The following is a 24,194-nucleotide window of genomic DNA, read 5'->3' as shown; positions in this document are numbered from 1 at the left end:
TAGGTTACATTTATGGTTTTCTGTATATGTTAAGTATACACATCCGCACTAGAATACACACTTAGTCAACACACTGGATAAAAAGCCATGAAAAGTATCGCACTTTACATTGTCACCGTTTTAATCTGGGGCTCAACCTGGCTCGCAATTGAATTTCAATTAGGTGATATAGCAGTTGAAACCTCATTATTTTATCGCTTTGGCTTAGCCGCTATTTTAATGTGGTTATGGGTAAGCGTTAAGAAGCTGCCTATGTATTACAGCAAGCGAGATCATGGCTTCTTCGCTTTATTAGCATTATGTAATTTCGGGTTAAATTACCTAATGCTTTATTGGGCACAAAACCATTTAACATCAGCCATGGCGTCAATTGCATTTTCATTATTACTTTTGATGAACATTGTGAATACCCGATTATTTTTTGGCAAACCCATAGCTAAACGCATTTACTTTGGTGCACTACTCGGTGTGATAGGTATTGGTTGCTTGTTCTGGCCACAATTACAGCAATTCGACTTGAATAATGAGGTGTTGGTCGGGTTACTACTTGCCCTTACAGGCACCTTTGTGGCTTCATTAGGAAATATGGTAAGCGTACGTAACTCAAAACAACATATTGGCGTAATGCAAGGCAACGCTTGGGGGATGCTATACAGCGCTATTGGTTTGTTAGCCTACTTACTATTAAGTGACGCTAGTTTGAGTTTTTCAGCGCCCGCAAGCTATTGGTATTCACTACTGTATTTAGCCATTTTTGGCACTGTTGTTGCCTTTGCTTGCTATTTTGCACTACTTAAAAATATTGGCCCAGAACGAGCAAGCTACGTTATCGTTTTATTTCCACTTGTAGCAGTAACATTGAGTACATTGTTCGAAGGTTTTATTTGGCAAGCTAACACCTTTTTAGGATTTAGTTTAGTACTACTTGGTAATGCCATAGTACTCACTCCAACAAAACGTATTAACGCTTTTTTTGCAGCAAGAGCATTGCAACAAAAAAGCTCCATCCCCAGTTAGAATGCGCAATAGCGCAACTAACGCCAAAGCGCCTACTTGTTAGGCGCTTTTTTTATTGCCCTTAACGGGGATACAAAACCGTAGTGCCTGCGGGTGGACTTTAATAGTAGCCGGCGTTTCGCCGATCAGCTCTCCATCTGCTTCTATTGATAACCCTTCACTTGTAATCACAGCGCTATTTACTTGCTGATAGATAAGCCCCTTCATACTGTGGTGATTACGCAATAGTAAACGCAAAAAGCGGTATAAGTTTGCGAATGACCCTCGCGCATTCATAGCATAGCAATCAAGCAGGCCATTGTTTAATTGCGCCTTGGGAGCAATGGCTAACCCACCGCCAAAGTAACGGTGGTTAGCAAACACAGTAATTAAATTAATCTGAGATACAGCCTGTCCTGCAAAGTTACCCACTAACCTACGCGGTTTATAGCTGAGTAAATGTTTAAACCCTGCAAAGCTATAGCCAAATGAAGACATTGCAGGCTTATCTTGTAAGGCTTTAACTACATAAGCATCAAACCCTATCCCTGCAATATTTATAAAGTAACGGTTATTTATCTGCCCAATATCGATAAGATCATCACTTTGTGAAAAAACACTTTCTTGCCAATCGCTTATATTACAAGAAAAGCCCCGAGCGAAATCATTGCCTGTGCCTTGCGGTAATAACGCCAGCGAGCACTCAGTATTAATTAACGCATTGACCGTCAAATGCAATGTGCCATCTCCCCCAATCACAACCACGCGCTTATGCGGCTTTGCTAATTTTGCAATGGCCGCACAATCTACTGCAAAATTGCCTGTGGTGATAAAGACATTAAATCGAATTTGTCTTTTTTCGCACTCTTTATACAACCACATGCACATTTTTTTATGATTTTTTTTCGTACTCGGCTTAATTATTATTAGCATTGATAGGCAAACCTATACCACCATGTAAAAACACATATAAACAAAAAATAAATTAATCTGAATAAATAGTCACTTTATTCAGCGTGAGATGCATATTAAAAATATAAAAACCATAAAAACCCCATATAAAAGCGTCTTAGCAACAAGTAAAAACACATAACTATGCACCCCTAGTTAAAAACTAAACTTAACCGCACGTTAATAACAAGCCAACCCATTAGTTTTTCTTATCTGTTCACCTTACTTTTTATCGTTTTATTTTTGTGCAATTTAGCGTCAAAATAGCCCCGTTCTCAAAACAGACATAGCCCGGAGCAAAAGTAATGAAACCAGTAAACACATTAAATGAAAATGCAGCAACCCATGTTGCCGTAAAATCAAGCAATCGCAAAGCTAAAATGCTTGCTAGACTCAACCGATACAGCAAAGCACTCGCATTAGGCGGTGTAATTCAATACAAATAATCACCCAACCATGATTATTTTAGCGGTGCAGCAAACACCCAACCACTAAACGAAGATACTTCTTTAGCTCCCTCGTTTGCTGCAACCTCTTCTTAAAACTATTAAAACTCTCCCCTTTTAGAAAAAAACTCCCTTTTTAGAACAAAAAACCAGCAAACGATCTTTTTTCCTATTTACACACCTCAATCACCTGCGTATTATTCTTTCCCAACGGAGAGATGGCAGAGTGGTCGAATGCACCGGTCTTGAAAACCGGCAGGGGTTTATAGCCCCTCTAGGGTTCAAATCCCTATCTCTCCACCATTATTAGATTTTGGTGGTTCACTCGATCATCAAAATGACAGTTTATGCGCTGGAGAGGTGGCCGAGTGGCCGAAGGCGCTCCCCTGCTAAGGGAGTATAGGGTTTGTAGCTCTATCGAGGGTTCGAATCCCTCCTTCTCCGCCATTTATTAAATTAAACCGCTTAATTGCGGTTTTTTTATGTCCGTAACCTTTACACCGTTGAAGGAGGGTGAGAATCCTCGACTAGGGTTCGACAAAATGTCTGGAACATTTTGGGCCGCTGCAAGCGCCGCGAAGCGGTTGATTACATGGACGTAAGCAAGCCCATCCCCACGTTTGACACAAATATCAGTCTAAAAAGCCTATCGTTTTATGTTCGTAACCTTTACACCGATAAAGGAGGGTGAGAATCCTCGACAAGGGTTCGATAAAATGTCAGGAACATTTTAGCCCGCTGCAAGCGCCTCCCGCGATTGATTACATGGACGTAAGCAAGCCCATCCTGTTTGACTCGCATCTCAGTATAAATCCTCCAAGCTTTATGACATTCGCGGTGGCAAGCCACTCGCCTACAAGTAATGTCTACCGTGCTTCTGTATATACTTCATTTATAACGAATACTATGCCCTACTACTTATTTTTGCTAATGTGCCAATACAACTCAACTTATACACTGATAACTATGACCGAACTTGAAAAGATGCTGGCAGGTTTTCCTTATATAGCCTCAGATCCAGAACTCGCAAAAGCACGTACAAACGCAAAGTTACTCTGCCATCAATTTAATTTAGCAGATCCAACAACACCACATGAGCGCGTTAAAATTATTGGCGAGTTACTCAAGTTTAAAGGTGAGGCGTACCTTGAGCCTATTTTTTATTGTGATTATGGCTTTAATATTGAGTTAGGCGATAATTTTTATGCAAACCACAACTTGACTATTTTAGATGTCTGCAAGGTAACCATTGGCAGTAATGTCATGTTTGGGCCTCATGTGATGATCTCAACCGCCACCCACCCTGTTGACCCTATTGAGCGTCGCAGTACTGAGTTTGGACAGCCTATTACCATTGGCAACGATGTTTGGCTTGGTGGCAATGTGTCGGTATTGCCTGGAGTTAATATTGGTAATAATTGTGTTATTGGCGCAGGTAGTGTAGTAACAAAGGATATTCCCGCCAACTCTGTGGCGGTGGGAAATCCATGTAAAGTGATTAGAAGAATAGAGGCTAAATAGCCTCTATGATTGTTAACGTGGTTTAACCCTGCAAGCTAAACCCGTCCGCATCGAGATGCGCAGGAAAGCTTTGTTTAAATCGCTCAAGCGGCTCTTTATCAAGTGTCGTGATCAACACAGAGCTTTCATTGTCCTTCGCTTGAGCCAATGTATCCCCTTTAAAATCATACACAGCCGTGCCGCCATTATGGGCAACGCCATTGCCATCATCACCGACGCGGTTAACGCCAATTACATAACACTGATTTTCCATTGCACGGGCCATTAATAAGGTGTCCCACACTTTGCGTCTTGCTGCTGGCCAATTAGCTACATTGACCATCACATCATAATCATTACGGCTGCGCTGAAATACCCCAAAACGTAAGTCATAGCATACTTGCGGTAAAATTCTAAAACCATTGAGGGTAAACACTTCACGCCGCTCACCGGCTTTCACAAAGTCGCCTTCTTTGCCCAAACAAAATAAATGACGTTTGTCGTAATATTTCACTTTGCCATTGGGCCAAACCCAATAAAAACGATTGGCTTTCTTATCGCCTTGTTGCACCAATACTGAGCCTGCTATCACCGCATTGGCTGAGTTAGCCGTCGTAATCATCCAATTAAGCACGGTACCATTTTCAGGCTCTGCGCAATCAAGGTTAATAGCGAACCCTGTGGCGAATGTTTCTGGTAATAATATAAGTTCTACTGATTTATCTATATTGGCTACTTTATTGCTAAAATGCGTCAAGTTAGCATCTTTATCTAACCAATTAAGCGATGTTTGTATCAGTGCTATGGTTAAAGTTGACATAAAATCTCCGCCGTTTGTAATAGTGTGGCCTCATTTTTAGCAAAACAAAGGCGAATCACTTTATCGTTACTTGGTTGCTGATAAAACACGCTCAGTGGAATGGTTGCAACCCCAGCTTGCTCTACTAGCCAGTGGCAAAACTCTACATCATTGAGATCTGATACATCACTGTAATCAAGTAGTAAAAAGTAAGTGCCTTCACTAGGCAAAATAGTAAAGCGGCTATCTTTGAGAGCATTGCTCAACACATCGCGCTTTTGTTGGTAAAACTCACTGAGTTCATCTACATGCTCACCTTGTTGCTCTAGCATATCGGCGAGTGCATGTTGCGCAGGCGTAAAACTTGAAAAGGTCACATATTGGTGAATTTTACGAAACTCCACCGTAAGTGCTGCCGGGGCAATACAGTAGCCCATTTTCCAGCCGGTGCTGTGAAAGGTTTTACCAAAGCTTGAGATCACAAAGCTCTTGGCAAACAATTCTTCATCACGTAGCACACTTAAGTGTGGCTGGTTATCAAAAGTAATGTGCTCGTATACTTCATCACTTATTACATACAAATCATGCTTGCAGACCAAGGCTTTCAGGGCGTTTATATCGTGTTGCTTTAACGTTTTACCGCTTGGGTTGTGTGGGGTATTAATAATTATAGCCCGCGTTTTACTGTTAATAGCCGCAGCTACCGTTTGCCAGTCAATTGCATAGCTTGGGGCCTGCAACGCAATATTAATTGACTTGCCACCAGCCAGTTCAATCGCAGGTTGATAAGAATCATACGCAGGGTCAAATACGATAACCTCATCACCTTTGCGCACTAACGCTTGAATGGCAACAAACAGTGCCTCAGTCGCCCCTGATGTAACTGTTACTTGCTCTGCTGCGTCTACTTGAGCTGCATATTTACGCTTAACCAATTGAGCGATTTGTTGCTGCAAGCGCGGTACACCTGATGAAGGTGAATATTGGTTAACGCCTTCAAGCACATAATGATTAAGTTGTTTTTTAAGTAACTCTGGCGCATCAAACTCAGGAAAACCCTGCGATAAATTAATTGCTTTAAATTGATTTGCTAAAGCGGTCATTTGACTAAAAATACTGGTGCCTAAATTTGGCAATTTACTTTCAAACACTGGTTACCCTTAATGATGGTTTTGCGCCCAAAGCGATGCTATCATTGCTTTTAACAGAAGTATAGCCGTCTAAAACAGTATGGGGAATGTATGCATAACAATACCGCTATTTCAGAACTTATAGAAGCAGGAAAATGGATCAGTCAACGTGGTTGGGTACCTGCCACAGGTGGTAATTTTTCAGCACGAACTAATACAGGCTTTGTAGTGACTGCCAGCGGTTTTGACAAAGGCCAATTAGGGTCGCATACCTTTATTGAGCTAGATCACGCAGGTAATCGCAGTGCTAGTGCAGCCAAACCATCGGCCGAGACTGAATTGCATTTAAGCATGTATAGATTAATTCCTTCAGCTAATTATGTACTGCACACACACTCTGTCGCCGCGACTGTATTGTCTCGAGTTATTAAAGGCCACAGCCTAGATTTACACGGCTACGAAATGCAAAAATCATTAACCAACATAACCTCGCATTTAGACACCTTAAGCATTCCTATTTTTGATAACGACCAAGATATTGACCGCCTCAGCTTATTAGTCAGTGATCATCATCTACATATCCCTATTGAACATGGCGTGCTTATTCGTGGTCATGGTCTGTATGTTGTGGGTCGCACAATAGCTGAAGTTCGCCGTCAATTAGAAGGCCTCGAGTTCTTATTGTCATGTGAACTAGAACGCTTAAAATTAGTTGGATTAGAATCATGATCAAAGCGCTACTAACCGATATTGAAGGCACAATCACCCGTATTTCGTTTGTTAAAGAGGTGCTGTTTCCATATGCCGCCGAACAACTTCCTGAATTTGTAAAAGCTCAGCAAACGCAAAGCGCGGTAGCAGAGCAAATTACTGCCGTAAAGGCGATTATTGAACAACCGAATGCCAGCATCGATGTGGTAATTAACACTTTACTTGAGTGGATCCGGGACGATAAAAAAATCACCCCATTAAAACAGTTGCAAGGCCTGATTTGGCAAACTGGCTATGAAAATGGCGATTTTACCGGCCATTTATACCCAGATGCCTACCAGTTCTTAGTTGCGCAGCAACAAGCCGGCCAGCAGCTTTACGTGTATTCATCAGGTTCAGTGAAAGCTCAACATTTAATTTTTAACTATTCTGACTTTGGCGATATTCGCTCCTTATTTACCGATTACTTTGATACCAACGTGGGTGCCAAGCAAGAAGCCAGCGCTTATGAGAACATTATTGCCCAGTTACCTTTTGCCGCTAACGAAGTGTTATTTTTAAGTGATGTAGCCGCAGAGCTCGATGCTGCTAAGGCCGCAGGTTTAAAAACCCTACACTTGATTCGCGATGGTCAAGCAAGCTCTCCTGCACATAATTATATTAGCGATTTCAGCCAATTTACTGCGGAGTATTTAGCATGAGCAAACTGACTATTTTTGCTGATTGTAACGCCAGCAATACATTATTAGATACCCAAGATACAAAACAAATTGCCGCTGAGCTGAATAAAGTAAATGTAAGATTTGAACAGTGGCAAGCAAACGCAGTTATTAACGCAGATACCAGCCATGAAGATATAATTAATGCCTACAGCAACGATATTAAACGTTTAAAGCAACAAGGCGGCTATCAAACTGTAGACGTTATTTCGCTGGCAAAAGGTAATCCAAATGCCACGGAGCTTCGTGCGAAATTTTTATTTGAGCATACCCATAGCGAAGATGAAGTGCGCTTGTTTGTAAAAGGCCAAGGGCTATTTTGCCTACATATTAATGACAAGGTATACCAAGTGCTTTGCCAACAGGGTGATTTAATTTCAGTCCCTGAGCTGACCCCGCATTGGTTTGATATGGGCAGCAATCCTGAATTTACTGCCATTCGTTTATTCAATAATGTTGAAGGTTGGGTGGCGCAAAGCACGGATTCCGAGATAGCTAAACAGTTTCCGCTTTTAGATTAATCTATAGGAATAAAAATGGAAAAATTATTTTCGTACGGCACCTTACAACTCGAGCAAGTCCAACTTGATACCTTTGGCCGCTTGCTTGAGGGCCAAACCGATACACTACAAGGTTACGTAGTAGGCGAAGTTGAAATCACCGATGCCGCCGTGCTTAAAAGCAGCGGCCAGCGGTTTCATCCTGCATTAATTAAAACTGGCCTTGCAACAGATACCGTAACCGGCACTATTTTTATCATCACCGAGCAAGAACTCGACAATGCCGATAACTATGAAGTGGATGACTATATCCGTGTGGAAGAACTATTTAGTACTGGAAGCAGTGCCTGGGTGTATGTAGCAAAAGATTGAGATTTTTAAAGTAAGGTGACTTGAGAAGCTTAACTCTGTACTATATTTTTAGTATATCTTTTATCGCTCTTGGATTCTTCTAATGGTTAACGAACAATATCAAAAGTCTAAACAGCAACTTGCTTTTTCACGTAAGCAAGTTGAAAAGGCTGGGCGTATTTTTCGTAAAAAAGAAGGCGATGTTGAATTTGCTACCGAAGTCATTCAAAATTATCGCGCGGCACACTTATACCCACTCACTATCATCAAAAACCTTGTATGGAAGCATGTTAAAAAGTTACACCTACTTGAATCCGCTACGATAGTAAGGCGATTAAAGCGTCTACCCACTATTATTGACAAACTACAACGTGAAACATTAGACGGTAAAAGTGAAAATGCCATCAGCCTCAAACGTATGCACGATATAGGTGGTTGCAGAGTCATTTTAGATAGTTTAGATCACCTATATGAACTCAATAACAGCTTAGATTCAAGCAGAACTGTCCATAGCGTAAAATCATATGACTATATAAAGCATCCGAAAGCGACTGGCTATAGAGGCATTCATAGGGTTTATAAAAGTTACAACAATTTAGAATCGCACGATTACAAAGGCTTTCAGATTGAAGTTCAGTTACGTACCCGGCTACAGCATTTATGGGCAACTACAGTTGAAATTATCGATATTATTGAAAAAGAGACGCTAAAGACAAATCCAAAGATGGCTGATACAGACTGGAAGCGTCTGTTCTTTATTATGGGCGAATTTTTAGCTGTAAAAGATGGTGCTCATCAATTAACTCAGCAGCAAATTCTAGTATATACTGATGAACTTGCTACATTAAACAAAAAACTTGCTGCTTTTCATAAGCTTGATGCATTTAATCGTGCTTTTCAATTAGACGAAATTAAAAATAAATCCAAAAATACCGGATTTGCTTTGCTAGTTCATAATACTGAAACCCAAGAAGGCCGAGCATTTCTTTATGCCCCAAACAAAAAGCAACAGGCACTCACTCATTATGCAGAACACGAAAAGCAACAGGCACTCACTCATTATGCAGAACACGAAAAGCAAACTCAAAATAACGTACTTTTAGTTGCTGGTAGTGACTTAAAATCGATTGAAAAGGCATATCCCAACTACCTAAATGACACCTCAGAGTTTCTTTCTGAATTTAGCCGTATTTTATTAACTTAACTCTTTTAGTTTTCCTGCTTCTACTTCCCGTTGGTTATAAACGCCTGTATCGAGCACCCAACCAGTAATAAGCGAGGCTGGAGTCACATCAAACGCAGGGTTGTAGACGTTAGCATTGATAGGTGCCCATAGCGCTTCACCAAAACTTCCGCTTACGCCACGCACTTCAGCGCTATTACGCTGCTCTATTTCAATCTCTGCGCCGCATGCTGTGTTTACATCGAGCGTGGTAAGTGGGGCAACGACATAAAATGGGATGTTATGAAAATGCGCCAACACCGCTAAATTATAAGTGCCCACTTTATTAGCAAAATCACCGTTGGCAGCAATACGATCAGCGCCAACAAAAATTTTATCCACCTGACCTGCAGCCATTAAACTTGCTGCCATATTATCGCAAATCAAGGTGTAAGGTACTTGCCAGCGCTCGAGCTCAAACGCTGTTAAACGCCCGCCTTGTAGTAATGGCCGAGTTTCATCAACCCAAACATGAATATCGCCATATTGCTGCTGGGCTTTATAAATAACACCTAAAGCGGTACCAACTCCTGCTGTCGCAAGTGCGCCGGTATTGCAATGGGTAAGAATATTATCACCACTGTTAACCAGTGCTGCACCATGATTTGCCATGCTTTCGCATAAGGCGATATCTTCATTAAATAAGTTGATCGCACTGCTTACAATGGCTGTAACAAAATCATCTTGTTGTAAGGCAGTACGTAACTTTGCCATACAGTGCATAAGGTTAACCGCTGTTGGCCGAGTAGCTTCTAGCTCATCAATCGCTGCTGCCAATGTGCCTTTTGTAGCGCCCTGCTCAGCTAAATGCGCAACAAGTAAACTTGCACCTAAACCAATAAGTGGTGCTCCACGTATTTTTAGGCTTAAGATTAAATCTCGCATAGTGGCTACATCATCGCATACATGCCACGTTTGCTGATGTGGCAATAGGTACTGATCTAATACACTTAATGTATTATTTTGATATTTTAAGCTGCTCGCTATGAGATCTTGCATCATTAATCCTGACAATGTTTTCGCTGTTATTTATTCTACAGTAGTTTTTAAATCACACAACTAAGAAGTATAGACATCTAAACGGTTGAGAGTATAGAATGCTACAACTGCTTATTTTATGAGATTCTCTTTATGGCTGAGTACTTTGCTTTCAATGCCCAACACGCTGTTGATTATATTAAACACCTTATTAAAAATGACGGCCTAAATTGTTTTAAAAAAGAGACTGAATTGACAGCCTATGAGTTTGGCGATGGTAATTTAAATCTAGTATTTAGAATAAGCGACAAGCAAAACAATAGCGTTATTTTAAAGCAAGCCTTGCCTTATGCCCGTTGTGTGGGTGAATCATGGCCATTAACGCTTGATCGAGCACGCATTGAAGCTGAGGTTTTACTCAATCACGGTGTATTAAGTCCTGACTACACGGCAAAAGTTTTACACCACAATCCAGAGCAAGCGCTGACTATTTTAGAAGATCTCGGCCACTTACAAATTTTGCGCAGCGCACAAATAAACGCAGAGCAATTTCCGCTACTCGGCCAGCATGTTGCACATTACCTCAGCCATACCGGTTTTTATAACTCAGATTTTTACTTAGCCGCACAAGATAAAAAAGCCAAAGTCAGTCAGTTTACTAATCCTGAATTGTGCCAAATTACTGAAGACTTATTTTTTAACGATATTCTGCGTGAACATGAGCGCAATAACTACCCAAGCAAACTGCAAAGCACTGTTAATAAATTGCAAAATAATGCCGCACTGCACTTAGCGATCGCAAAACTTAAAGCGAGGTTTTTATCATGCCCGCAAACATTACTGCATGGCGATATGCATAGCGGTAGTATTTTTGTGGATCAAAATACCACTAAGATGATCGACCCTGAATTTGGCTTTTTTGGTCCAGTTGGCTTTGATATCGGCTCATTTATCGGTAATTTACTATTAAACTATTGCGCGCAAAACGCCCGCATTAATGAATTTATTATTCGCCGTAACTACCAGACACATCTATTAACTTGCCTGCAAGAAAGTTACTCTTTATTTGAGCAGCACTGGCTGACATTAATTGCAAAGCATACAACAGATAATAATTTAAAAGCCGCCGGTTATGGCGAGTATTTTATGCAACAAGTATTGCAAGATGCGATTGGTTACTGTGGAACCGAGCTGATACGTCGTACCATTGGCTTAGCCCATGTTGCTGACATTGATGGCATTGAAGACGAACAAGCGCGTTTAGAGGTGCAACGCCATACCTTAGCGCTGGGCGAGCAATTAATGCTTAACGCTCATACCTGCAATAATAAAGAAGCATTTTTCTCCTTATTAATTAGCCAACTAAATTAAGTTTATAAAATAGCAAAGGCACTTTATTAAGTGCCTTTATCAATCTATTTTGAGCAGACCTATTACCTAGCTTTACATTATTGGTAATTTTCATACATTTTATCAAGTGGCTCTGACAGGCCATTTTCTTGCACAACGCGAACATGCTGGCGGCCGAGTTCTCGGGCACTAAATACCCCACATGAGTGGGCAATTAAACCTGCACCGTAATGAATATACTTATTGTAGTTGGCGACACGCTGCGCTTTATCGGCTACATCTAAGCCTTTTTGTAAACGCTCGTTATGCGTTGTAATCCCCGTTGGGCAAGTGTCTTTATTGCACTGCAGCGCTTGAATACACCCCAAAGCAAACATATGACCACGTGCAGAGACAACAAAGTCAGCGCCCAATGCTAATGCCCAAGCTACCTTTGACGGCACAATGAGCTTACCAGATGCTATAACTTTGATTCGTTCACGTAAGCCATGCTTTTCCAGCATATTAACGACTAAGGGTAAACTTTCTCGAAGCGGTAACCCAACTGAGTCCATAAGCGGTTGGGGCGCAGCCCCCGTGCCGCCATCAGCACTATCGATTGTAATAAAGTCAGGTGCAGACTCAATACCACGGTGATTGATCTCAGCAAATAAGGTTTCTAACCAAGCATAAGCACCGATCACCGCTTTAAAACCAGTCGGTTTGCCTGTGACTGCACGCACTTTAGCAACCATATCTAATATATCTGCAGGTGTTTTTACTTCTAAGTGCCCATTTGGACTAATCGAATCATGTCCTTGGGGTATGCCACGAATAGCGGCAATTTCTGCGGTGACCTTTTTGCCTGGTAACATACCGCCCTTACCTGGCTTTGCACCTTGGCTCATTTTAATTTCGAACATTTTAACTTGCTCATGAGCCGCAATCTCTTTGAGCTTTTCATCGCTTAAGTTACCGTGCTCGTCCCTAACCCCATATTTAGCTGTACCAATTTGAAATACCAGATCAGCCCCGCCTTCCAAATGATATGGGCTTAATCCACCTTCACCAGTGTTCATCCAGCAGTCAGCCATTTTTGCACCTTTTGATAACGCACGCACCGCAGGTTTTGATAAAGCGCCAAAACTCATTCCCGAAACGTTAAACAGTGATTTAGTAATATATGGATTTGGACAATAAGGTCCTAAGGTAACAGCGCTGGGTTCAAGCGCATCTTCATCTAAGGTAGGAAAAGCACAGTTCATGAACATCACGGTGCCCGTAATCTCTAAACTCTGAGTTGAGCCAAACGCCGCAGTGCGGTCAACATTTTTCGCCGCACGATATACCCAACTACGATCAGCGCGATTAAATGGCATTTCCTCACGATCCATCGCGAAGAAGTACTGTCTAAAGAACTCTCCTTGACGCTCAAAAAAATATCTAAATCGACCAATAACTGGATAGTTTTTACGAATCGCATGCTTGGATTGAGTAACGTCACTAATGTAAAAATAAATTACTAATAAAACTAAGCACCCAAACACTACAATGAATAAACTGGCAAATACATCAATACTAAATATAATAAAATTACTCACGCAACGCCCCTTGCTGGTTATTTTTCTAGCTTTGAGCATATAAGTAGAACAAGTTTCAAGCAAATGCTTTAAAAGGAAAACTCGGTTACGTGCCGAGCAAGCACGCACCGAGATACAGTAAGGATAGAAATTTAGCCGCGTTTTTCTAGCTCAGTTTGAATGTATTGATAGATTTGATCTTCTAACACTGACATCGGCACAGAGCCGTGACGTAAAATTTGATTATGGAACTCACGAATATCAAAATCTTGGCCAAGCGCTTGTTCAGTCTCTTTACGTAAACGCTTAATCGTTAACTCACCTATTTTGTATGACAACGCCTGTGCGGGCCACGAAATATAACGATCAGTTTCTGTTTTGACGTTATGTAATGAAAGCGCAGTGTTTTCGCTCATAAATTTCATCGCACGATCGCGACTCCAGCCGTACATGTGCATGCCAGTATCAACCACTAACCGCGCTGCACGCCACATTTCATAAGTTAAACGGCCAAAGTTGCTATAAGGGTCTTGATAAAAACCGGCTTCTAGGCCTAGGTATTCTGAGTATAATCCCCACCCTTCACCAAACGCGGATAAATACGCATCACGGCGATAACTAGGTAAATATTCAAGCTCTGCATTTAACGAAATTTGTAAGTGATGACCAGGTACTGCTTCATGCAGAGTTAACGCTTCTAAAACGTAAAGTGGGCGCTTATCAAGTGCATACGTATTTACCCAATAATATCCAGCTTGATCATCGCGACGCGAACCTGAGTAGCGACCAGTTGTATATTTTGGCGCGATACTAGCTGGCACTGGAGCTACACCGTATGGCATACGAGGCAAGGTATGAAACAACTTTGGTAACTGCGCATCCATTTTCTTCGCAATATATGAGGCTTCTTTTAATAACTCTTCCGGTGTTGTGGCATAAAATTGCGGATCAGTTCGTAAAAAATGCACAAACTCGGCAAACGAGCCTTCAAAGCCCACCTCTTTAATTACCTCGTCCATTTCACTACGAATACGAGCAACTTCCTTTAAACCCAGCTCATGTATTTCTTTTGGTGTCATGTCTGTTGTTGTGTAGTACTTTGCCCTGTTTGCATAAAATGCTTCGCCATTTGGCGTGGTTGAAATGCCAACTTCACTGCGCGCACCCGGTTGGTATTCTTCATTAAAGAAGGTCAGATAATCTTTATAAGCACCAATCACTTGCTCTTTAATTACTTTTTTCGCTTGCTGCTGCAGTGTACTAAACTCGCCATTAGGTAAGCCCGCGGTGTTAGTTAAAAATGGCTTATAAAACTCTGATTGCGTTACATCATCAACAATATAGGCTGTAATTGAGTCTTGATAACCTACCAATACCGCTTTAGGTTGAGTTAGCCCGACCTCTAAACCTTTACGCATCCATCCTATATTTTGCGCGAAAAATCGAGGAATTTGCTGCAAACGTTCTAAATATAGCTGATAGTCTGCTGAGGTTTTAAAGTCAGATTGCGATACCATAAAAGACAAGCTCGAGTGAAAACCATATTCAGATGTCAGCGGCATATAATGGCTGTTAAATACATACTCATCGATGCTGTTCTGCACTTGGGCACGTATGATGGTTAAGTTAATACGGTTTTCTTCACTTAGTGTGTCTTTATCAATGGCATCAAGCTGCGCCAAAAGATCGGTATTTTTTTGATATTTTTGTTCTAAAAACTCAGCTGATAAGTTATTTAATAAATAGCCATCAACTCCCTCAGGACTGCTATATGGACTGATGCTTTTGCGATAATCAACGATTGATTGCGCCACTGCAGTGAATTGTTGATCACTATCAACACTCGTCATTTGACAGGCACTTAATGAGCATACAAACGCGATGCTTAATACAGAATGGCGAAAAACAGCTGGTGTCTTATTTTTGAACTTTATTTTCATCTTGAAAGGCTCTGCGAACTTTAGTTGATTTTAAACTACCTTATTCGATCAGTTTTACCAAAATAAATGCGACCAAGAGTTGCTTTGATCAGGTTAAATTTACTTCAAGGTTTGCCTAGTACTTAAACAGCACTTTGTTATCGTTTATAAAACAAGCTATCGATCGGCAAAAAAGTAAATATCCATGGTAAAAAGTACTTTTTTACTTTTAAATACGCGCGATACAGATTAATGTAGGTAAGTATCAAATGCTGGGATTGCGCTGATGTCTTAAGGAGTGAGTTATTTAGTTTAGCTGTTATGCGTATTTAATTGGTATAAATAAATGATGTTCCATGACTCCATGGCTATTGCTCAAGAAAAAATGACAAAAGTATGTATCTTTTTAGAACGTCATGCACTACCACCCTCCCCACTCAATTATAATGTTGTTTATACCTATATTAGCCAAGCAAATGCAGAGCTAAACGCCACATTAGACCGCGCAGTTGCGCTTGGCCAAGAAATAGACTGTGTTTACATCGAACAACTGTACTTTGATTATATGGACCAAGCCCACCAGACTGAAACATCAATGGTGCGTAATGTCGATGGGATTATTAATTCACTCTCACGCAGTGCTAAATCAACAGAGCATGATATTGTTCGTTTTGCTAGCCAAGTGAGTGATTGCGTACATTCGCTCGATGAAAATAACGCTCAAAAAAGCCGATTAGCACTTGATACCTTAAGCAAGCATACAGCGCAATTACTTACTCAACATCAACAATTTAAACAAGAGCTTATCAAAGCAAAAAGACTGCAAGAAAAAACTCAGCAACAATTAGTGCAGCTGCGTAAACAACATATTACAGACCAACAAACAGGCTTATATAAGCGCCATTATTTAAACCAACAAACTCAACTTTGGTTAAATCAAAACAAGTCTGTTTGTGCAATTGCTATTCAAATTGATAATTTAGATCACTTTATTGATAATTATGGCGACATGATTGGCGAAGTTATTTTAAATAAAGTAGCCAAGCAAATACAAAAGTACGTGTTTGAAAGTGGACTACCTGGTCGCACGGGCAAAGATGCTTTTACCATTTTATTAGCTGATATAGATCCTGAAACTGCCAATGTTATTGCTGAAAAAGTCCGTAATGGTGTTGAAAAACTACGTTTTGTTAGCTCTAAGAGCGGTCTAAAACTACCCACTATTGACCTATCCCTAGGCATTGCAAAGTACCAAGATGAAAAAGACTTTAATAAACTCGCTCGTAAAGCATCAAATGCGGCCTATAAAGCAAAATCACTAGGACAAAGCAGCTTTATCACTGGACAATAACCTCATGCTTGATCCAAAAGCATTTTTTCTATAATCAAATTGCACCTCAGGGGTACTATCAAGTACACTAGTCTCTATTACCACGATAGAGATTTATCATGAACGAGAATCAAGAAAAGACTACGCATTTTGGCTATAAAACCGTTGCCGAAACAGACAAAGCTTCTATGGTTGCTGACGTGTTTCATTCCGTTGCAGCAAAATATGACGTAATGAATGATCTCATGTCTTTTGGTATTCATCGTTTGTGGAAACGCCAAACCATTGCCAGCTCGGGCGTTCGTAAAGGGCATCACGTTCTCGACTTAGCAGGTGGTACTGGCGACTTAACCGCTAAATTCAGCCAACTTGTCGGTGATACTGGGCAAGTAGTTTTAGGTGATATTAATTCATCGATGCTAAAAGTAGGTCGTGAAAAACTTCACAACCTAGGCCTTGTTGGTAATATTGACTATGTGCAGATGAATGCTGAGGCATTGCCATTCCCAGATAACAGTTTTGATTTAATCACCATTGCTTTTGGTCTACGTAATGTCACGGATAAAGATAAAGCACTGCGTTCTATGTACCGTATTTTAAAGCCAGGCGGACGTTTATTGGTATTAGAGTTTTCAAAGCCTGAGCATGAAGTATTAAGTAAAGCCTATGACTTTTACTCTTTTAATTTATTACCGACTATGGGTAAGCTCGTTGCTAATGATGGCGATTCATACAAATACTTAGCTGAATCGATTCGTATGCACCCAGATCAAGATACCCTTAAAAGTATGATGGAAGACGCAGGCTTCGAACAAACGACTTATCAAAATTTAACCGGTGGTATTGTTGCCCTACATCGTGGTTTTAAATATTAAAATATAATTCTTACCAAAACCGAATTAAGGTGTTGTTATGTTGACTAACTTTATTGTTGCGCTGGTTGAACGTATTTTAAATACCAGCTTAAAACTTGATACCTCCTTAATCGATAAACTTGAGCCTGTGTCACATAAACGATTACTTATTGACATCCGAGACTGGCAACAACAATTTGTACTAGTCTTTACCAAGCAAAGTATTCACTTACACAGAACTAACGAACAACAATTCGACTGTATGATTAGTGGTGATATAGAAACCCTCCTAGCACTTAAAAACCCTGCTATGTTGACCCAGTTAATTCGCCAAGATAAGTTAGACTTACAAGGTGATTTAAACATAGCTCAAGGCTTTAGTAATGCATTTTCAGCTATGGATATAGATTGGCCGGAACATTTGTCTCGCTACTTAGGTGATGCTCCCGCACAACAGTTATGGCAAATAATGCAGAGTGCTAAACACCAAGGATTAGTTACAGACAACAAAGTAACAGCGACCTTAACCCAATTATGTCAAGACGAACTCAAAGTGACCATTCACCCACTTGAGCTTGACCAGTTCAAACAGCAAACACGTCAGCTCAAAGGTCAAGTCGCTCAACTTGAGCAACGTATCAACCAATTACTTCAGATCCACTAAATCAGTAAGGATTATTTGTGTCAGCAGCTCGGCTTTATTACATTACCAAAACCCTGCTTAATTACGGTTTAGATGAGTTAATTCCAAGCAAAAAAATTCCTTGGTATGGCAAAGTTGGCCGTGCTAGTTTATTTTGGCTTAAAAATAAACATAAAGAAAAACCAGCAGGGTTACGCTTGCGCCTAGCGTTACAACAACTAGGCCCGGTATGGATTAAGTTTGGTCAAATGCTGTCAACACGACGAGATTTGCTGCCACATGATATAGCTACAGAGCTGGCCTTATTACAGGATAAAGTACTACCTTTCGAAGGCGAGCTTGCGCAACAATTAATTGAAAATGCGTTAGAGATTAATGACATTAGTGAATGCTTTAGTGACTTTGAACAAACACCATTAGCGTCAGCATCTATTGCACAAGTACATACCGCCACCTTAATTGACGAACACAATCAACCACAAGATGTGGTAATAAAAGTGATTCGCCCTGATATCAAAGTACAGATTGATGCTGATTTAGCGTTAATGGAGCAATTTGCAAAAGTAATAGCAAAACTGGTTAATGAAGCAAAACGCTTGCGCCCCGTCGAAGTAGTAAAAGAGTATAAAAAAACATTGCTTGATGAGCTCGATTTAATGCGCGAAGGTGCCAACGCAATCCAGCTAAGGCGCAACTTTGAAGACTCTGACTCGCTATATATACCTTATGTTTACAGTGATTACAGCCGATCGAATATTTTAGTGATGGAGCGTATTTACGGTATTGCGGTATCTGACACAGAGTCCCTAATGGCGCAAAACACTAACATGAAACTACTTGCAGAACGTGGTGTTGAAGTATTCTTCACACAAGTTTTCCGCGACAGTTTTTTTCATGCTGACATGCATCCGGGTAATATATTTGTCTCTTATGATACGCCAGAAAACCCTAAGTTTATTGGTATAGACTGCGGTATTGTTGGCACACTTAATAAAGAAGATAAGCGTTATTTAGCAGAAAACTTCATCGCCTTTTTTAACCGTGATTATCGCCAAGTTGCGCAGCTACATGTTGATTCAGGCTGGGTGCCTAAAGATACCAGTGTAGAAGAGTTTGAGTTTGCGATTCGCACAGTGTGCGAACCGATTTTTAACAAGCCGCTAGCTGAGATCTCGTTTGGTCATGTGTTAGTCAACCTATTTAATACCGCTCGTCGCTTTAATATGCAAGTTCAACCACAATTAGTGCTATTACAAAAGACCTTACTGTATGTTGAAGGACTCGGACGGCAATTGTACCCACAACTTGATTTGTGGCAAACAGCGAAGCCTTTTTTAGAAGACTGGGTCAAGCAGCAAGTAGGGCCACTCGCGGTGCTTAAGCAAATGTATGCTAACTTGCCATTCTGGGCTGAAAAAATGCCCGAATTACCAGATCTAATTTATTACAACTTGAAGCAGCAATGCAAAACAAGTGAACCACTAGCAGCACCAGCGTCACATAAACCACTTATCATGGGAGTGTTTGCTGGCGCCGCAATGATAGTCTCAGGCTTGTGTTACTTACAAAGCGACATAATAGCCAGCACTGTTGCAGCTAGCTGTTCATTAATTGGCTTTATTTTAGCGTGGCGAAACGCATAAACTAAGTGCTATTTACATTTTGCTGAGTATAATCAGCGTAAACATACAATAAAATTTGGAGTAGATCATGGGCTTTGGCGGTATCAGTATTTGGCAATTATTAATAGTGTTAGCAATTATAGTGCTACTTTTCGGCACTAAAAAACTACGCGGTATCGGCGGTGATTTAGGTAACGCTGTAAAAGGCTTTAAAAAAGCTGTATCTGAAGAAGAACAAGCAAAAAGCACTGACAATATAGAGCAATCGACTAATTCAGTGCACAGCAAAGAAACGGCTGATAAAAGCAAAGAAGACCATAAGGCTTAATTAAAATGGGCATGTGGGAACTTATTGTGGTTTTGATTGTGGGCCTTATTGTACTTGGTCCTGAGCGATTACCTGTTGCAATTAGAACTGTAAGCCGCTGGATAAAAACAATAAAAACGATGGCAAACTCAGTCAAAGCAGAAGTAAACGAAGAACTTCGGGTGCATGAGTTACATCAAAACCTTAAAAAAGCTGAGCAACAAAGTATGCAAGACTTAAGCCCCGCTTTAAAAGACTCTGTTGATGAACTTCAAAAAGCAGCTGACTCAGTTACCCACAGCTATAAAAAAACGTCTGAGCCAACCGATAAAGTGAATATTGATGAACAAAAATGAAATTATTTTTGCTGTCCGTGGTCTATTCATAGGTAATGATTAAATTATGACTGAACAAACTCAATCTGGCTTTGTTGGTCATTTAATTGAATTACGTAATAGGTTAATGAAGGCACTACTAGCTATTTTATTGTTTTTTATTGCCTTCGTTTATTTTGCAAATGATATTTACAGCTTTGTTGCAGCACCTTTAGTCGCGCACTTACCTAGTACCGCTACTATGATCGCCACAGATGTCACAGCACCCTTTTTTGCACCGTTTAAGTTAACCTTATTTGTCGCTTTATTTGCTGCAATCCCGGTTATTTTACACCAAATTTGGGGGTTTATTGCACCAGGATTATACAAACACGAAAAACGCATGTTAATGCCAATATTAGCATCGAGTATTCTATTGTTTTATAGCGGTATTGCGTTTTGTTATTTTGTGGTATTACCGATCATACTGGGCTTTTTTACCAGTGTTGGTCCACAAATGATGACATTAGCTCCGGATATAAGCAGCTATTTAAGCTTTGCTCTAAAGCTATTTTTTGCCTTTGGTGTCGCATTTGAAATACCTGTAGCAATCATGTTGCTATGCTGGAGTGGCGCTACGACCACTCAAAGCTTAAAAGAAAAGCGCCCTTATATTGTGGTAGGTGTTTTCGTGGTGGCTATGTTTTTAACCCCACCAGACGTACTCTCACAAACATTATTAGCATTTCCGATGCTACTGTTATTTGAATTGGGATTAATTTTAGCGGCTTTTTACAGTGTTAAGCCTCAGCAAGATGAATCAGAGGAATAAATGAAAAAACAAATATTACCAATAATAGCAATTTTAAGTGCATCAACAGTTTATGCCGATGAAGTGAACTTACAAGCATTACAGGCCTGCACCTTCGTTGAAAATGATTTTAATCGCCTCTTATGCTACGACAACACAATGGCAGGAAAATCATTAAGCAAACCAACAACGACAAAACAGTTAACCTCTACTGAGACGGTCACATCTGATGCAACAGCCGGTGCGGTGGTAGCTACTGATAAAATAGTAAAAACCAAAAATGAAGATTTTGGTTTAGAACATAAAGAAGTCGCAAAAGAAAATGATGACGAAATTACAGCAAACGTTACTAATGTTAAAGAAGCACCATATGGCGAGCTGATCATTACACTTGATAACGGCCAGCAATGGCGTCAAATAGGTTCAGACCGATTACGTTTAGACTCTGGTGACACAGTCATTATCGAACGTGGTATGTTCAATTCCTTTTTGCTGAAGAAACAAGGGAAAAATCGTACTATTCGTGTGAAACGTACTGATTAATGACCTCAATGCTAATAGATGCAGGTGTAAACCTTACAAATCATCAATTTGATGGCCAGCATGAAGCTGTTATTGCGCGCGCTAAAGCAGAAAAAATTAACCAAATGCTACTTATTGGCTGTGATGTACAAAGCAGCCAGCAAGCACAAAGCCTTGCAGAAAAACACCAGCTATTAGCTACCGCAGGTGTCCATCCCCATGATGCTAAAACCGTGGATCAGCAATTAGAGCAACAACTAACTTTGCTTGCTCAACAAAAACAAGTGGTCGCTATTGGTGAATGTGGCCTAGATTATAATCGTGATTTTTCACCTCGAGACATTCAACGAAGTGTATTTACGCGTCAGCTCATATTAGCTGAACAGTTAAATTTTCCCGTGTATTTGCATGAACGTGATGCGAGTGAAGATATGCTGAAAATTTTAAAACAGTATCGTGTTCGGGGTGTTTTACACTGCTTTACTGGCAATAAACACGCTTTAGAACAATACCTAGAACTAGGTTTATATATAGGCATTACTGGATGGGTATGTGATGAGCGTCGTGGTCAAGAATTACAACAACTTATACCTAGCATTCCATTAGAACGATTATTACTAGAAACAGATGCGCCCTTTTTAATACCCAGAACAATTAAACCTAAGCCAAAATCACGCCGTAACGAGCCATGCTATTTACCCTATGTATGCCAGACTATTGCAACATTAAAAGGCTTAGACTTTGCAACAGTAGCGAAACAAACTACACTTAACTTTCAACAGCTATTTATCACTAAGGCTTGATTATGCGGTGTGCTTGGTGGTTGCTGCTTAGCTTCCTTATATTTAGTTCCTCTGCAACTTTTGCAACCAGTATTTCGCTTGATAAACAGCTCAGTCACTTACAAGATATTCCTTTTGAATATACAGCTGAGCCCCTGACGATCGAACAAGCTAAAACGACAACAAACTGGCGCACTACTCGCAAACATAACTTAAATCTAGGTCTCAGTGAACAAGTCGCGTGGATACGCGTTCAACTAAATAATACTGAACAAACCAATCTCGCTATCTTATTATCTATTGATAATCCGCTATTAGATAAAGTGTCTATTTATCATTATCACCGTAATGAAACTTTACTTTTTAAAGAGATTGGTGATGCATTACCCCTTAAAAACCGACAAATAAAAAATGAATCCTTATTAGTAAAATTAGCCCTGCCTGCACAAAGTACATCCACCTTGTTATTACGAGTTGAAAATCAAGCCGGTTTAAGAGTGCCCCTAAGTATTTGGCAAAACGATGAGTATTTAAAATATAAAAGTAAATTTAACCTACTCTATGGCTTACTTGTAGGTTTTATTTTATCTCTCGCTCTAACTTGCTTTGTGTTATTTGTTTTTTCAAGAAAACGTTACTTTGCGCTCTCATCAGGCATACTTGTTACTCTATGGTTATTACTCATCTACCTTTATGGCTTTGGTTATCGTTATTTCCACCCTTCTTTACCAAGCTTGCAACAGCTTGCTATTCCCTGCATGTTGTTAATTACCACTTACTTATTCAAGCCCTTATTTGAGCAATTAAAAGCTGAGATTATTTGGCTTCAGTTCGATAAGATACATACTTGGAGTAATTATCTTTTGCTCACCAGTTTACTTATTACTTGGTGGCTGCCAACTCAACTATTTGTAAGCTATAGTTTACTTGCAAGTCTATTGATGATGCTCATACACAGCATTGTTATAACTATAAACATTAAGCATAAACCCAGCCAACCGCTGAATGCTTTGTTAACAGGGGCTATAACTTTTTGCGCCTCTTTAATTTATCTAAACATCGTTGTATTTAACATCTTCGACTTTAACTCTCGAAGTCTTCCTTTTATGTTTATTAGCTTTTTAATCTGCGCCTTAAGTTTAAGCTTTGCCACTATTAGGCATTTCATCATTGAGCGCGATGCACAAATAGCCTTACAACAAGCAAAAATAGCGCAAAATGAGGCTCAAGATAAGTTATTACAAGAGCGTTTAGAGTTGCAAGAACAAGCTCGACAAGACTTAGAAAGCAATATTGAAGAGCGAACTTTTGAGCTACAAGTTACCTTACGTGAGCTTGAAGAAAAAAATCGCGAGTTAGAGCAGCTCAATATGGAAGACCCGTTAACAAAAATTAAAAACCGACGTTATTTCGACAAAAAGTTAGTCATGGATTTACGCCGCTCTCGTCGAGAACAAACTCCCTTAAGTATTATCATGCTCGATATTGATCACTTTAAAGTGATCAATGATAGTTATGGCCATTTAATCGGTGACCAAACAATTCGTGCTGTGGCTGATATAATAAAAAGTCACTTAAAACGCCCACTTGATGAGGTGGCTCGATACGGTGGTGAAGAGTTTGTTGTGTTACTTCCCAATACCCCAATGGCAGGTGCGCTAGAAATAGCTGAATCCATCAGGCTATTAATAATGGAAACCACAATCACTGTTGCCAACTCAGATATAAAATTTACAATTAGCGCAGGTGTCTATTGCGCTGTCGCAGAAGATATTAATAACCCTGGATTATTCACTGACTGCGCGGATAAAGCACTTTATCACGCCAAGCAAAATGGTCGTAACCGCGTAATCAGCTTTCCAATATTAGACTAGGAGC

The 24,194-nt window shown here is 40.2% G+C and carries 25 protein-coding genes and 2 tRNA genes; 21 read left to right on the top strand and 6 right to left on the bottom strand.

Annotation, left to right across the window (positions count from 1 at the left end):
- The first annotated feature begins 87 nt into the window (after positions 1 to 87).
- The gene (locus QMA12_RS10145; protein ID WP_087531255.1) at positions 88 to 1,017 is read left to right on the top strand and encodes a DMT family transporter; all 930 of its coding nucleotides are present in this window, start codon (positions 88 to 90) and stop codon (positions 1,015 to 1,017) included.
- 39 nt (positions 1,018 to 1,056) lie between these two features.
- Here QMA12_RS10145 and QMA12_RS10140 read toward each other — a convergent pair whose 3' ends face one another.
- A complete protein-coding gene (locus tag QMA12_RS10140; protein WP_087531256.1) occupies positions 1,057 to 1,929 on the bottom strand; it encodes a YegS/Rv2252/BmrU family lipid kinase in 873 nt (290 codons plus the stop codon).
- A 323-nt stretch (positions 1,930 to 2,252) separates the two neighbouring features.
- Between QMA12_RS10140 and QMA12_RS10135 the strand changes: the two genes are divergently transcribed.
- The 4 genes from QMA12_RS10135 to QMA12_RS10120 all read left to right on the top strand — a co-directional run bounded on the left by QMA12_RS10135 (position 2,253) and on the right by QMA12_RS10120 (position 3,914).
- A complete protein-coding gene (locus tag QMA12_RS10135; protein ID WP_176372489.1) occupies positions 2,253 to 2,393 on the top strand; it encodes a hypothetical protein in 141 nt (46 codons plus the stop codon).
- 212 nt (positions 2,394 to 2,605) lie between these two features.
- A tRNA-Ser gene (locus QMA12_RS10130) sits at positions 2,606 to 2,696 on the top strand.
- Between the two features lie 51 nt (positions 2,697 to 2,747).
- Positions 2,748 to 2,840, top strand: a tRNA-Ser gene (locus tag QMA12_RS10125).
- A gap of 519 nt (positions 2,841 to 3,359) precedes the next feature.
- A complete protein-coding gene (locus QMA12_RS10120; protein ID WP_087531257.1) occupies positions 3,360 to 3,914 on the top strand; it encodes a sugar O-acetyltransferase in 555 nt (184 codons plus the stop codon).
- A gap of 22 nt (positions 3,915 to 3,936) precedes the next feature.
- Here the strand turns inward: QMA12_RS10120 and QMA12_RS10115 are convergent, their stop codons facing one another.
- Positions 3,937 to 4,713, bottom strand: a complete 777-nt coding sequence (locus QMA12_RS10115; RefSeq protein WP_087531258.1) for an amidohydrolase — start codon at positions 4,711 to 4,713, stop codon at positions 3,937 to 3,939.
- Positions 4,701 to 5,843: a methionine aminotransferase gene (locus tag QMA12_RS10110; RefSeq protein ID WP_087531259.1), complete on the bottom strand. Its 1,143-nt coding sequence runs from the start codon at positions 5,841 to 5,843 to the stop codon at positions 4,701 to 4,703. Before QMA12_RS10110 ends, QMA12_RS10115 begins: the two co-directional genes overlap by 13 nt.
- 90 nt (positions 5,844 to 5,933) lie before the next feature.
- Between QMA12_RS10110 and QMA12_RS10105 the strand changes: the two genes are divergently transcribed.
- From QMA12_RS10105 to QMA12_RS10085, 5 genes are all read left to right on the top strand, one after another.
- On the top strand, positions 5,934 to 6,551 hold the full coding sequence (locus QMA12_RS10105) for a methylthioribulose 1-phosphate dehydratase (protein WP_087531260.1): 618 nt from the start codon (positions 5,934 to 5,936) through the stop codon (positions 6,549 to 6,551).
- Positions 6,548 to 7,234: an acireductone synthase gene (gene mtnC, locus QMA12_RS10100; protein ID WP_087531261.1), complete on the top strand. Its 687-nt coding sequence runs from the start codon at positions 6,548 to 6,550 to the stop codon at positions 7,232 to 7,234. The genes QMA12_RS10105 and mtnC overlap by 4 nt, the downstream gene beginning before the upstream one ends.
- Positions 7,231 to 7,773 carry an acireductone dioxygenase gene (locus QMA12_RS10095; RefSeq protein WP_290209991.1) on the top strand — a complete coding sequence of 181 codons (543 nt, stop codon included), beginning with the start codon at positions 7,231 to 7,233 and terminating at the stop codon, positions 7,771 to 7,773. Before mtnC ends, QMA12_RS10095 begins: the two co-directional genes overlap by 4 nt.
- 15 nt (positions 7,774 to 7,788) lie before the next feature.
- Positions 7,789 to 8,124, top strand: coding sequence for a gamma-glutamylcyclotransferase family protein (locus QMA12_RS10090; RefSeq protein ID WP_087531263.1), 336 nt, complete (start codon positions 7,789 to 7,791; stop codon positions 8,122 to 8,124).
- Between the two features lie 82 nt (positions 8,125 to 8,206).
- On the top strand, positions 8,207 to 9,307 hold the full coding sequence (locus QMA12_RS10085) for a RelA/SpoT domain-containing protein (RefSeq protein ID WP_290209988.1): 1,101 nt from the start codon (positions 8,207 to 8,209) through the stop codon (positions 9,305 to 9,307).
- Here the strand turns inward: QMA12_RS10085 and mtnA are convergent.
- Entirely contained in the window at positions 9,299 to 10,324 is a 1,026-nt protein-coding gene (mtnA, locus tag QMA12_RS10080; RefSeq protein ID WP_290210043.1) for an S-methyl-5-thioribose-1-phosphate isomerase, read from the bottom strand. The two genes, QMA12_RS10085 and mtnA, sit on opposite strands and share 9 nt — an antisense overlap.
- Before the next feature lie 132 nt (positions 10,325 to 10,456).
- Here mtnA and mtnK point away from each other — a divergent pair, with 132 nt between their 5' ends.
- Entirely contained in the window at positions 10,457 to 11,674 is a 1,218-nt protein-coding gene (gene mtnK / locus QMA12_RS10075) for an S-methyl-5-thioribose kinase (RefSeq protein WP_290209987.1), read from the top strand.
- Between the two features lie 77 nt (positions 11,675 to 11,751).
- On the opposite strand, the gene QMA12_RS10070 is transcribed toward mtnK, so the two are convergent.
- Together QMA12_RS10070 and QMA12_RS10065 are read right to left on the bottom strand one after the other, a co-directional pair.
- Positions 11,752 to 13,233, bottom strand: a complete 1,482-nt coding sequence (locus QMA12_RS10070) for an FMN-binding glutamate synthase family protein (protein ID WP_290209986.1) — start codon at positions 13,231 to 13,233, stop codon at positions 11,752 to 11,754.
- 131 nt (positions 13,234 to 13,364) lie between these two features.
- Positions 13,365 to 15,152 carry a DUF885 domain-containing protein gene (locus tag QMA12_RS10065; protein ID WP_290209984.1) on the bottom strand — a complete coding sequence of 596 codons (1,788 nt, stop codon included), beginning with the start codon at positions 15,150 to 15,152 and terminating at the stop codon, positions 13,365 to 13,367.
- Positions 15,153 to 15,495: 343 nt separating this feature from the next.
- Between QMA12_RS10065 and QMA12_RS10060 the strand changes: the two genes are divergently transcribed.
- From QMA12_RS10060 to QMA12_RS10015, 10 genes are all read left to right on the top strand, one after another.
- Positions 15,496 to 16,482: a GGDEF domain-containing protein gene (locus tag QMA12_RS10060; RefSeq protein ID WP_290210042.1), complete on the top strand. Its 987-nt coding sequence runs from the start codon at positions 15,496 to 15,498 to the stop codon at positions 16,480 to 16,482.
- 98 nt (positions 16,483 to 16,580) lie between these two features.
- Positions 16,581 to 17,336, top strand: coding sequence for a bifunctional demethylmenaquinone methyltransferase/2-methoxy-6-polyprenyl-1,4-benzoquinol methylase UbiE (ubiE, locus tag QMA12_RS10055; RefSeq protein ID WP_087531284.1), 756 nt, complete (start codon positions 16,581 to 16,583; stop codon positions 17,334 to 17,336).
- A 37-nt stretch (positions 17,337 to 17,373) separates the two neighbouring features.
- Entirely contained in the window at positions 17,374 to 17,979 is a 606-nt protein-coding gene (locus QMA12_RS10050; protein WP_290209983.1) for an SCP2 sterol-binding domain-containing protein, read from the top strand.
- Positions 17,980 to 17,996: 17 nt separating this feature from the next.
- The gene (gene ubiB / locus QMA12_RS10045; protein ID WP_290209982.1) at positions 17,997 to 19,601 is read left to right on the top strand and encodes a ubiquinone biosynthesis regulatory protein kinase UbiB; all 1,605 of its coding nucleotides are present in this window, start codon (positions 17,997 to 17,999) and stop codon (positions 19,599 to 19,601) included.
- Positions 19,602 to 19,668: 67 nt separating this feature from the next.
- Positions 19,669 to 19,908, top strand: coding sequence for a Sec-independent protein translocase subunit TatA (tatA, locus tag QMA12_RS10040; RefSeq protein WP_290209981.1), 240 nt, complete (start codon positions 19,669 to 19,671; stop codon positions 19,906 to 19,908).
- 5 nt (positions 19,909 to 19,913) lie between these two features.
- Positions 19,914 to 20,243, top strand: coding sequence for a Sec-independent protein translocase protein TatB (gene tatB / locus QMA12_RS10035; protein WP_290209980.1), 330 nt, complete (start codon positions 19,914 to 19,916; stop codon positions 20,241 to 20,243).
- Positions 20,244 to 20,289: 46 nt separating this feature from the next.
- Positions 20,290 to 21,033, top strand: a complete 744-nt coding sequence (gene tatC / locus QMA12_RS10030) for a twin-arginine translocase subunit TatC (RefSeq protein WP_087531289.1) — start codon at positions 20,290 to 20,292, stop codon at positions 21,031 to 21,033.
- Positions 21,034 to 21,555, top strand: a complete 522-nt coding sequence (locus QMA12_RS10025) for a hypothetical protein (protein ID WP_290209978.1) — start codon at positions 21,034 to 21,036, stop codon at positions 21,553 to 21,555.
- Positions 21,555 to 22,337, top strand: coding sequence for a TatD family hydrolase (locus QMA12_RS10020; RefSeq protein ID WP_087531291.1), 783 nt, complete (start codon positions 21,555 to 21,557; stop codon positions 22,335 to 22,337). Before QMA12_RS10025 ends, QMA12_RS10020 begins: the two co-directional genes overlap by 1 nt.
- A gap of 2 nt (positions 22,338 to 22,339) precedes the next feature.
- Positions 22,340 to 24,190: a diguanylate cyclase gene (locus QMA12_RS10015; protein ID WP_290209977.1), complete on the top strand. Its 1,851-nt coding sequence runs from the start codon at positions 22,340 to 22,342 to the stop codon at positions 24,188 to 24,190.
- The last annotated feature ends 4 nt before the right edge of the window (positions 24,191 to 24,194 follow it).

The sequence above is a fragment of the Pseudoalteromonas sp. APC 3893 genome (assembly GCF_030408095.1).
Lineage (GTDB): Bacteria > Pseudomonadota > Gammaproteobacteria > Enterobacterales > Alteromonadaceae > Pseudoalteromonas.
This window is presented reverse-complemented; position numbering and strand designations above follow the sequence as displayed.

Bases quoted from the DNA above. Each gene is read 5' to 3' on its own strand.
- QMA12_RS10145 (WP_087531255.1), top strand. From the start codon at position 88: ATGAAAAGTATCGCACTTTACATTGTCACCGTTTTAATCTGGGGCTCA.
- QMA12_RS10140 (WP_087531256.1), bottom strand. From the start codon at position 1,929: ATGCTAATAATAATTAAGCCGAGTACGAAAAAAAATCATAAAAAAATG.
- QMA12_RS10135 (WP_176372489.1), top strand. From the start codon at position 2,253: ATGAAACCAGTAAACACATTAAATGAAAATGCAGCAACCCATGTTGCC.
- QMA12_RS10120 (WP_087531257.1), top strand. From the start codon at position 3,360: ATGACCGAACTTGAAAAGATGCTGGCAGGTTTTCCTTATATAGCCTCA.
- QMA12_RS10115 (WP_087531258.1), bottom strand. From the start codon at position 4,713: ATGTCAACTTTAACCATAGCACTGATACAAACATCGCTTAATTGGTTA.
- QMA12_RS10105 (WP_087531260.1), top strand. From the start codon at position 5,934: ATGCATAACAATACCGCTATTTCAGAACTTATAGAAGCAGGAAAATGG.
- mtnC (WP_087531261.1), top strand. From the start codon at position 6,548: ATGATCAAAGCGCTACTAACCGATATTGAAGGCACAATCACCCGTATT.
- QMA12_RS10095 (WP_290209991.1), top strand. From the start codon at position 7,231: ATGAGCAAACTGACTATTTTTGCTGATTGTAACGCCAGCAATACATTA.
- QMA12_RS10090 (WP_087531263.1), top strand. From the start codon at position 7,789: ATGGAAAAATTATTTTCGTACGGCACCTTACAACTCGAGCAAGTCCAA.
- QMA12_RS10085 (WP_290209988.1), top strand. From the start codon at position 8,207: ATGGTTAACGAACAATATCAAAAGTCTAAACAGCAACTTGCTTTTTCA.
- mtnA (WP_290210043.1), bottom strand. From the start codon at position 10,324: ATGCAAGATCTCATAGCGAGCAGCTTAAAATATCAAAATAATACATTA.
- mtnK (WP_290209987.1), top strand. From the start codon at position 10,457: ATGGCTGAGTACTTTGCTTTCAATGCCCAACACGCTGTTGATTATATT.
- QMA12_RS10065 (WP_290209984.1), bottom strand. From the start codon at position 15,152: ATGAAAATAAAGTTCAAAAATAAGACACCAGCTGTTTTTCGCCATTCT.
- QMA12_RS10060 (WP_290210042.1), top strand. From the start codon at position 15,496: ATGGCTATTGCTCAAGAAAAAATGACAAAAGTATGTATCTTTTTAGAA.
- ubiE (WP_087531284.1), top strand. From the start codon at position 16,581: ATGAACGAGAATCAAGAAAAGACTACGCATTTTGGCTATAAAACCGTT.
- QMA12_RS10050 (WP_290209983.1), top strand. From the start codon at position 17,374: ATGTTGACTAACTTTATTGTTGCGCTGGTTGAACGTATTTTAAATACC.
- tatA (WP_290209981.1), top strand. From the start codon at position 19,669: ATGGGCTTTGGCGGTATCAGTATTTGGCAATTATTAATAGTGTTAGCA.
- tatB (WP_290209980.1), top strand. From the start codon at position 19,914: ATGGGCATGTGGGAACTTATTGTGGTTTTGATTGTGGGCCTTATTGTA.
- tatC (WP_087531289.1), top strand. From the start codon at position 20,290: ATGACTGAACAAACTCAATCTGGCTTTGTTGGTCATTTAATTGAATTA.
- QMA12_RS10025 (WP_290209978.1), top strand. From the start codon at position 21,034: ATGAAAAAACAAATATTACCAATAATAGCAATTTTAAGTGCATCAACA.
- QMA12_RS10020 (WP_087531291.1), top strand. From the start codon at position 21,555: ATGACCTCAATGCTAATAGATGCAGGTGTAAACCTTACAAATCATCAA.
- QMA12_RS10015 (WP_290209977.1), top strand. From the start codon at position 22,340: ATGCGGTGTGCTTGGTGGTTGCTGCTTAGCTTCCTTATATTTAGTTCC.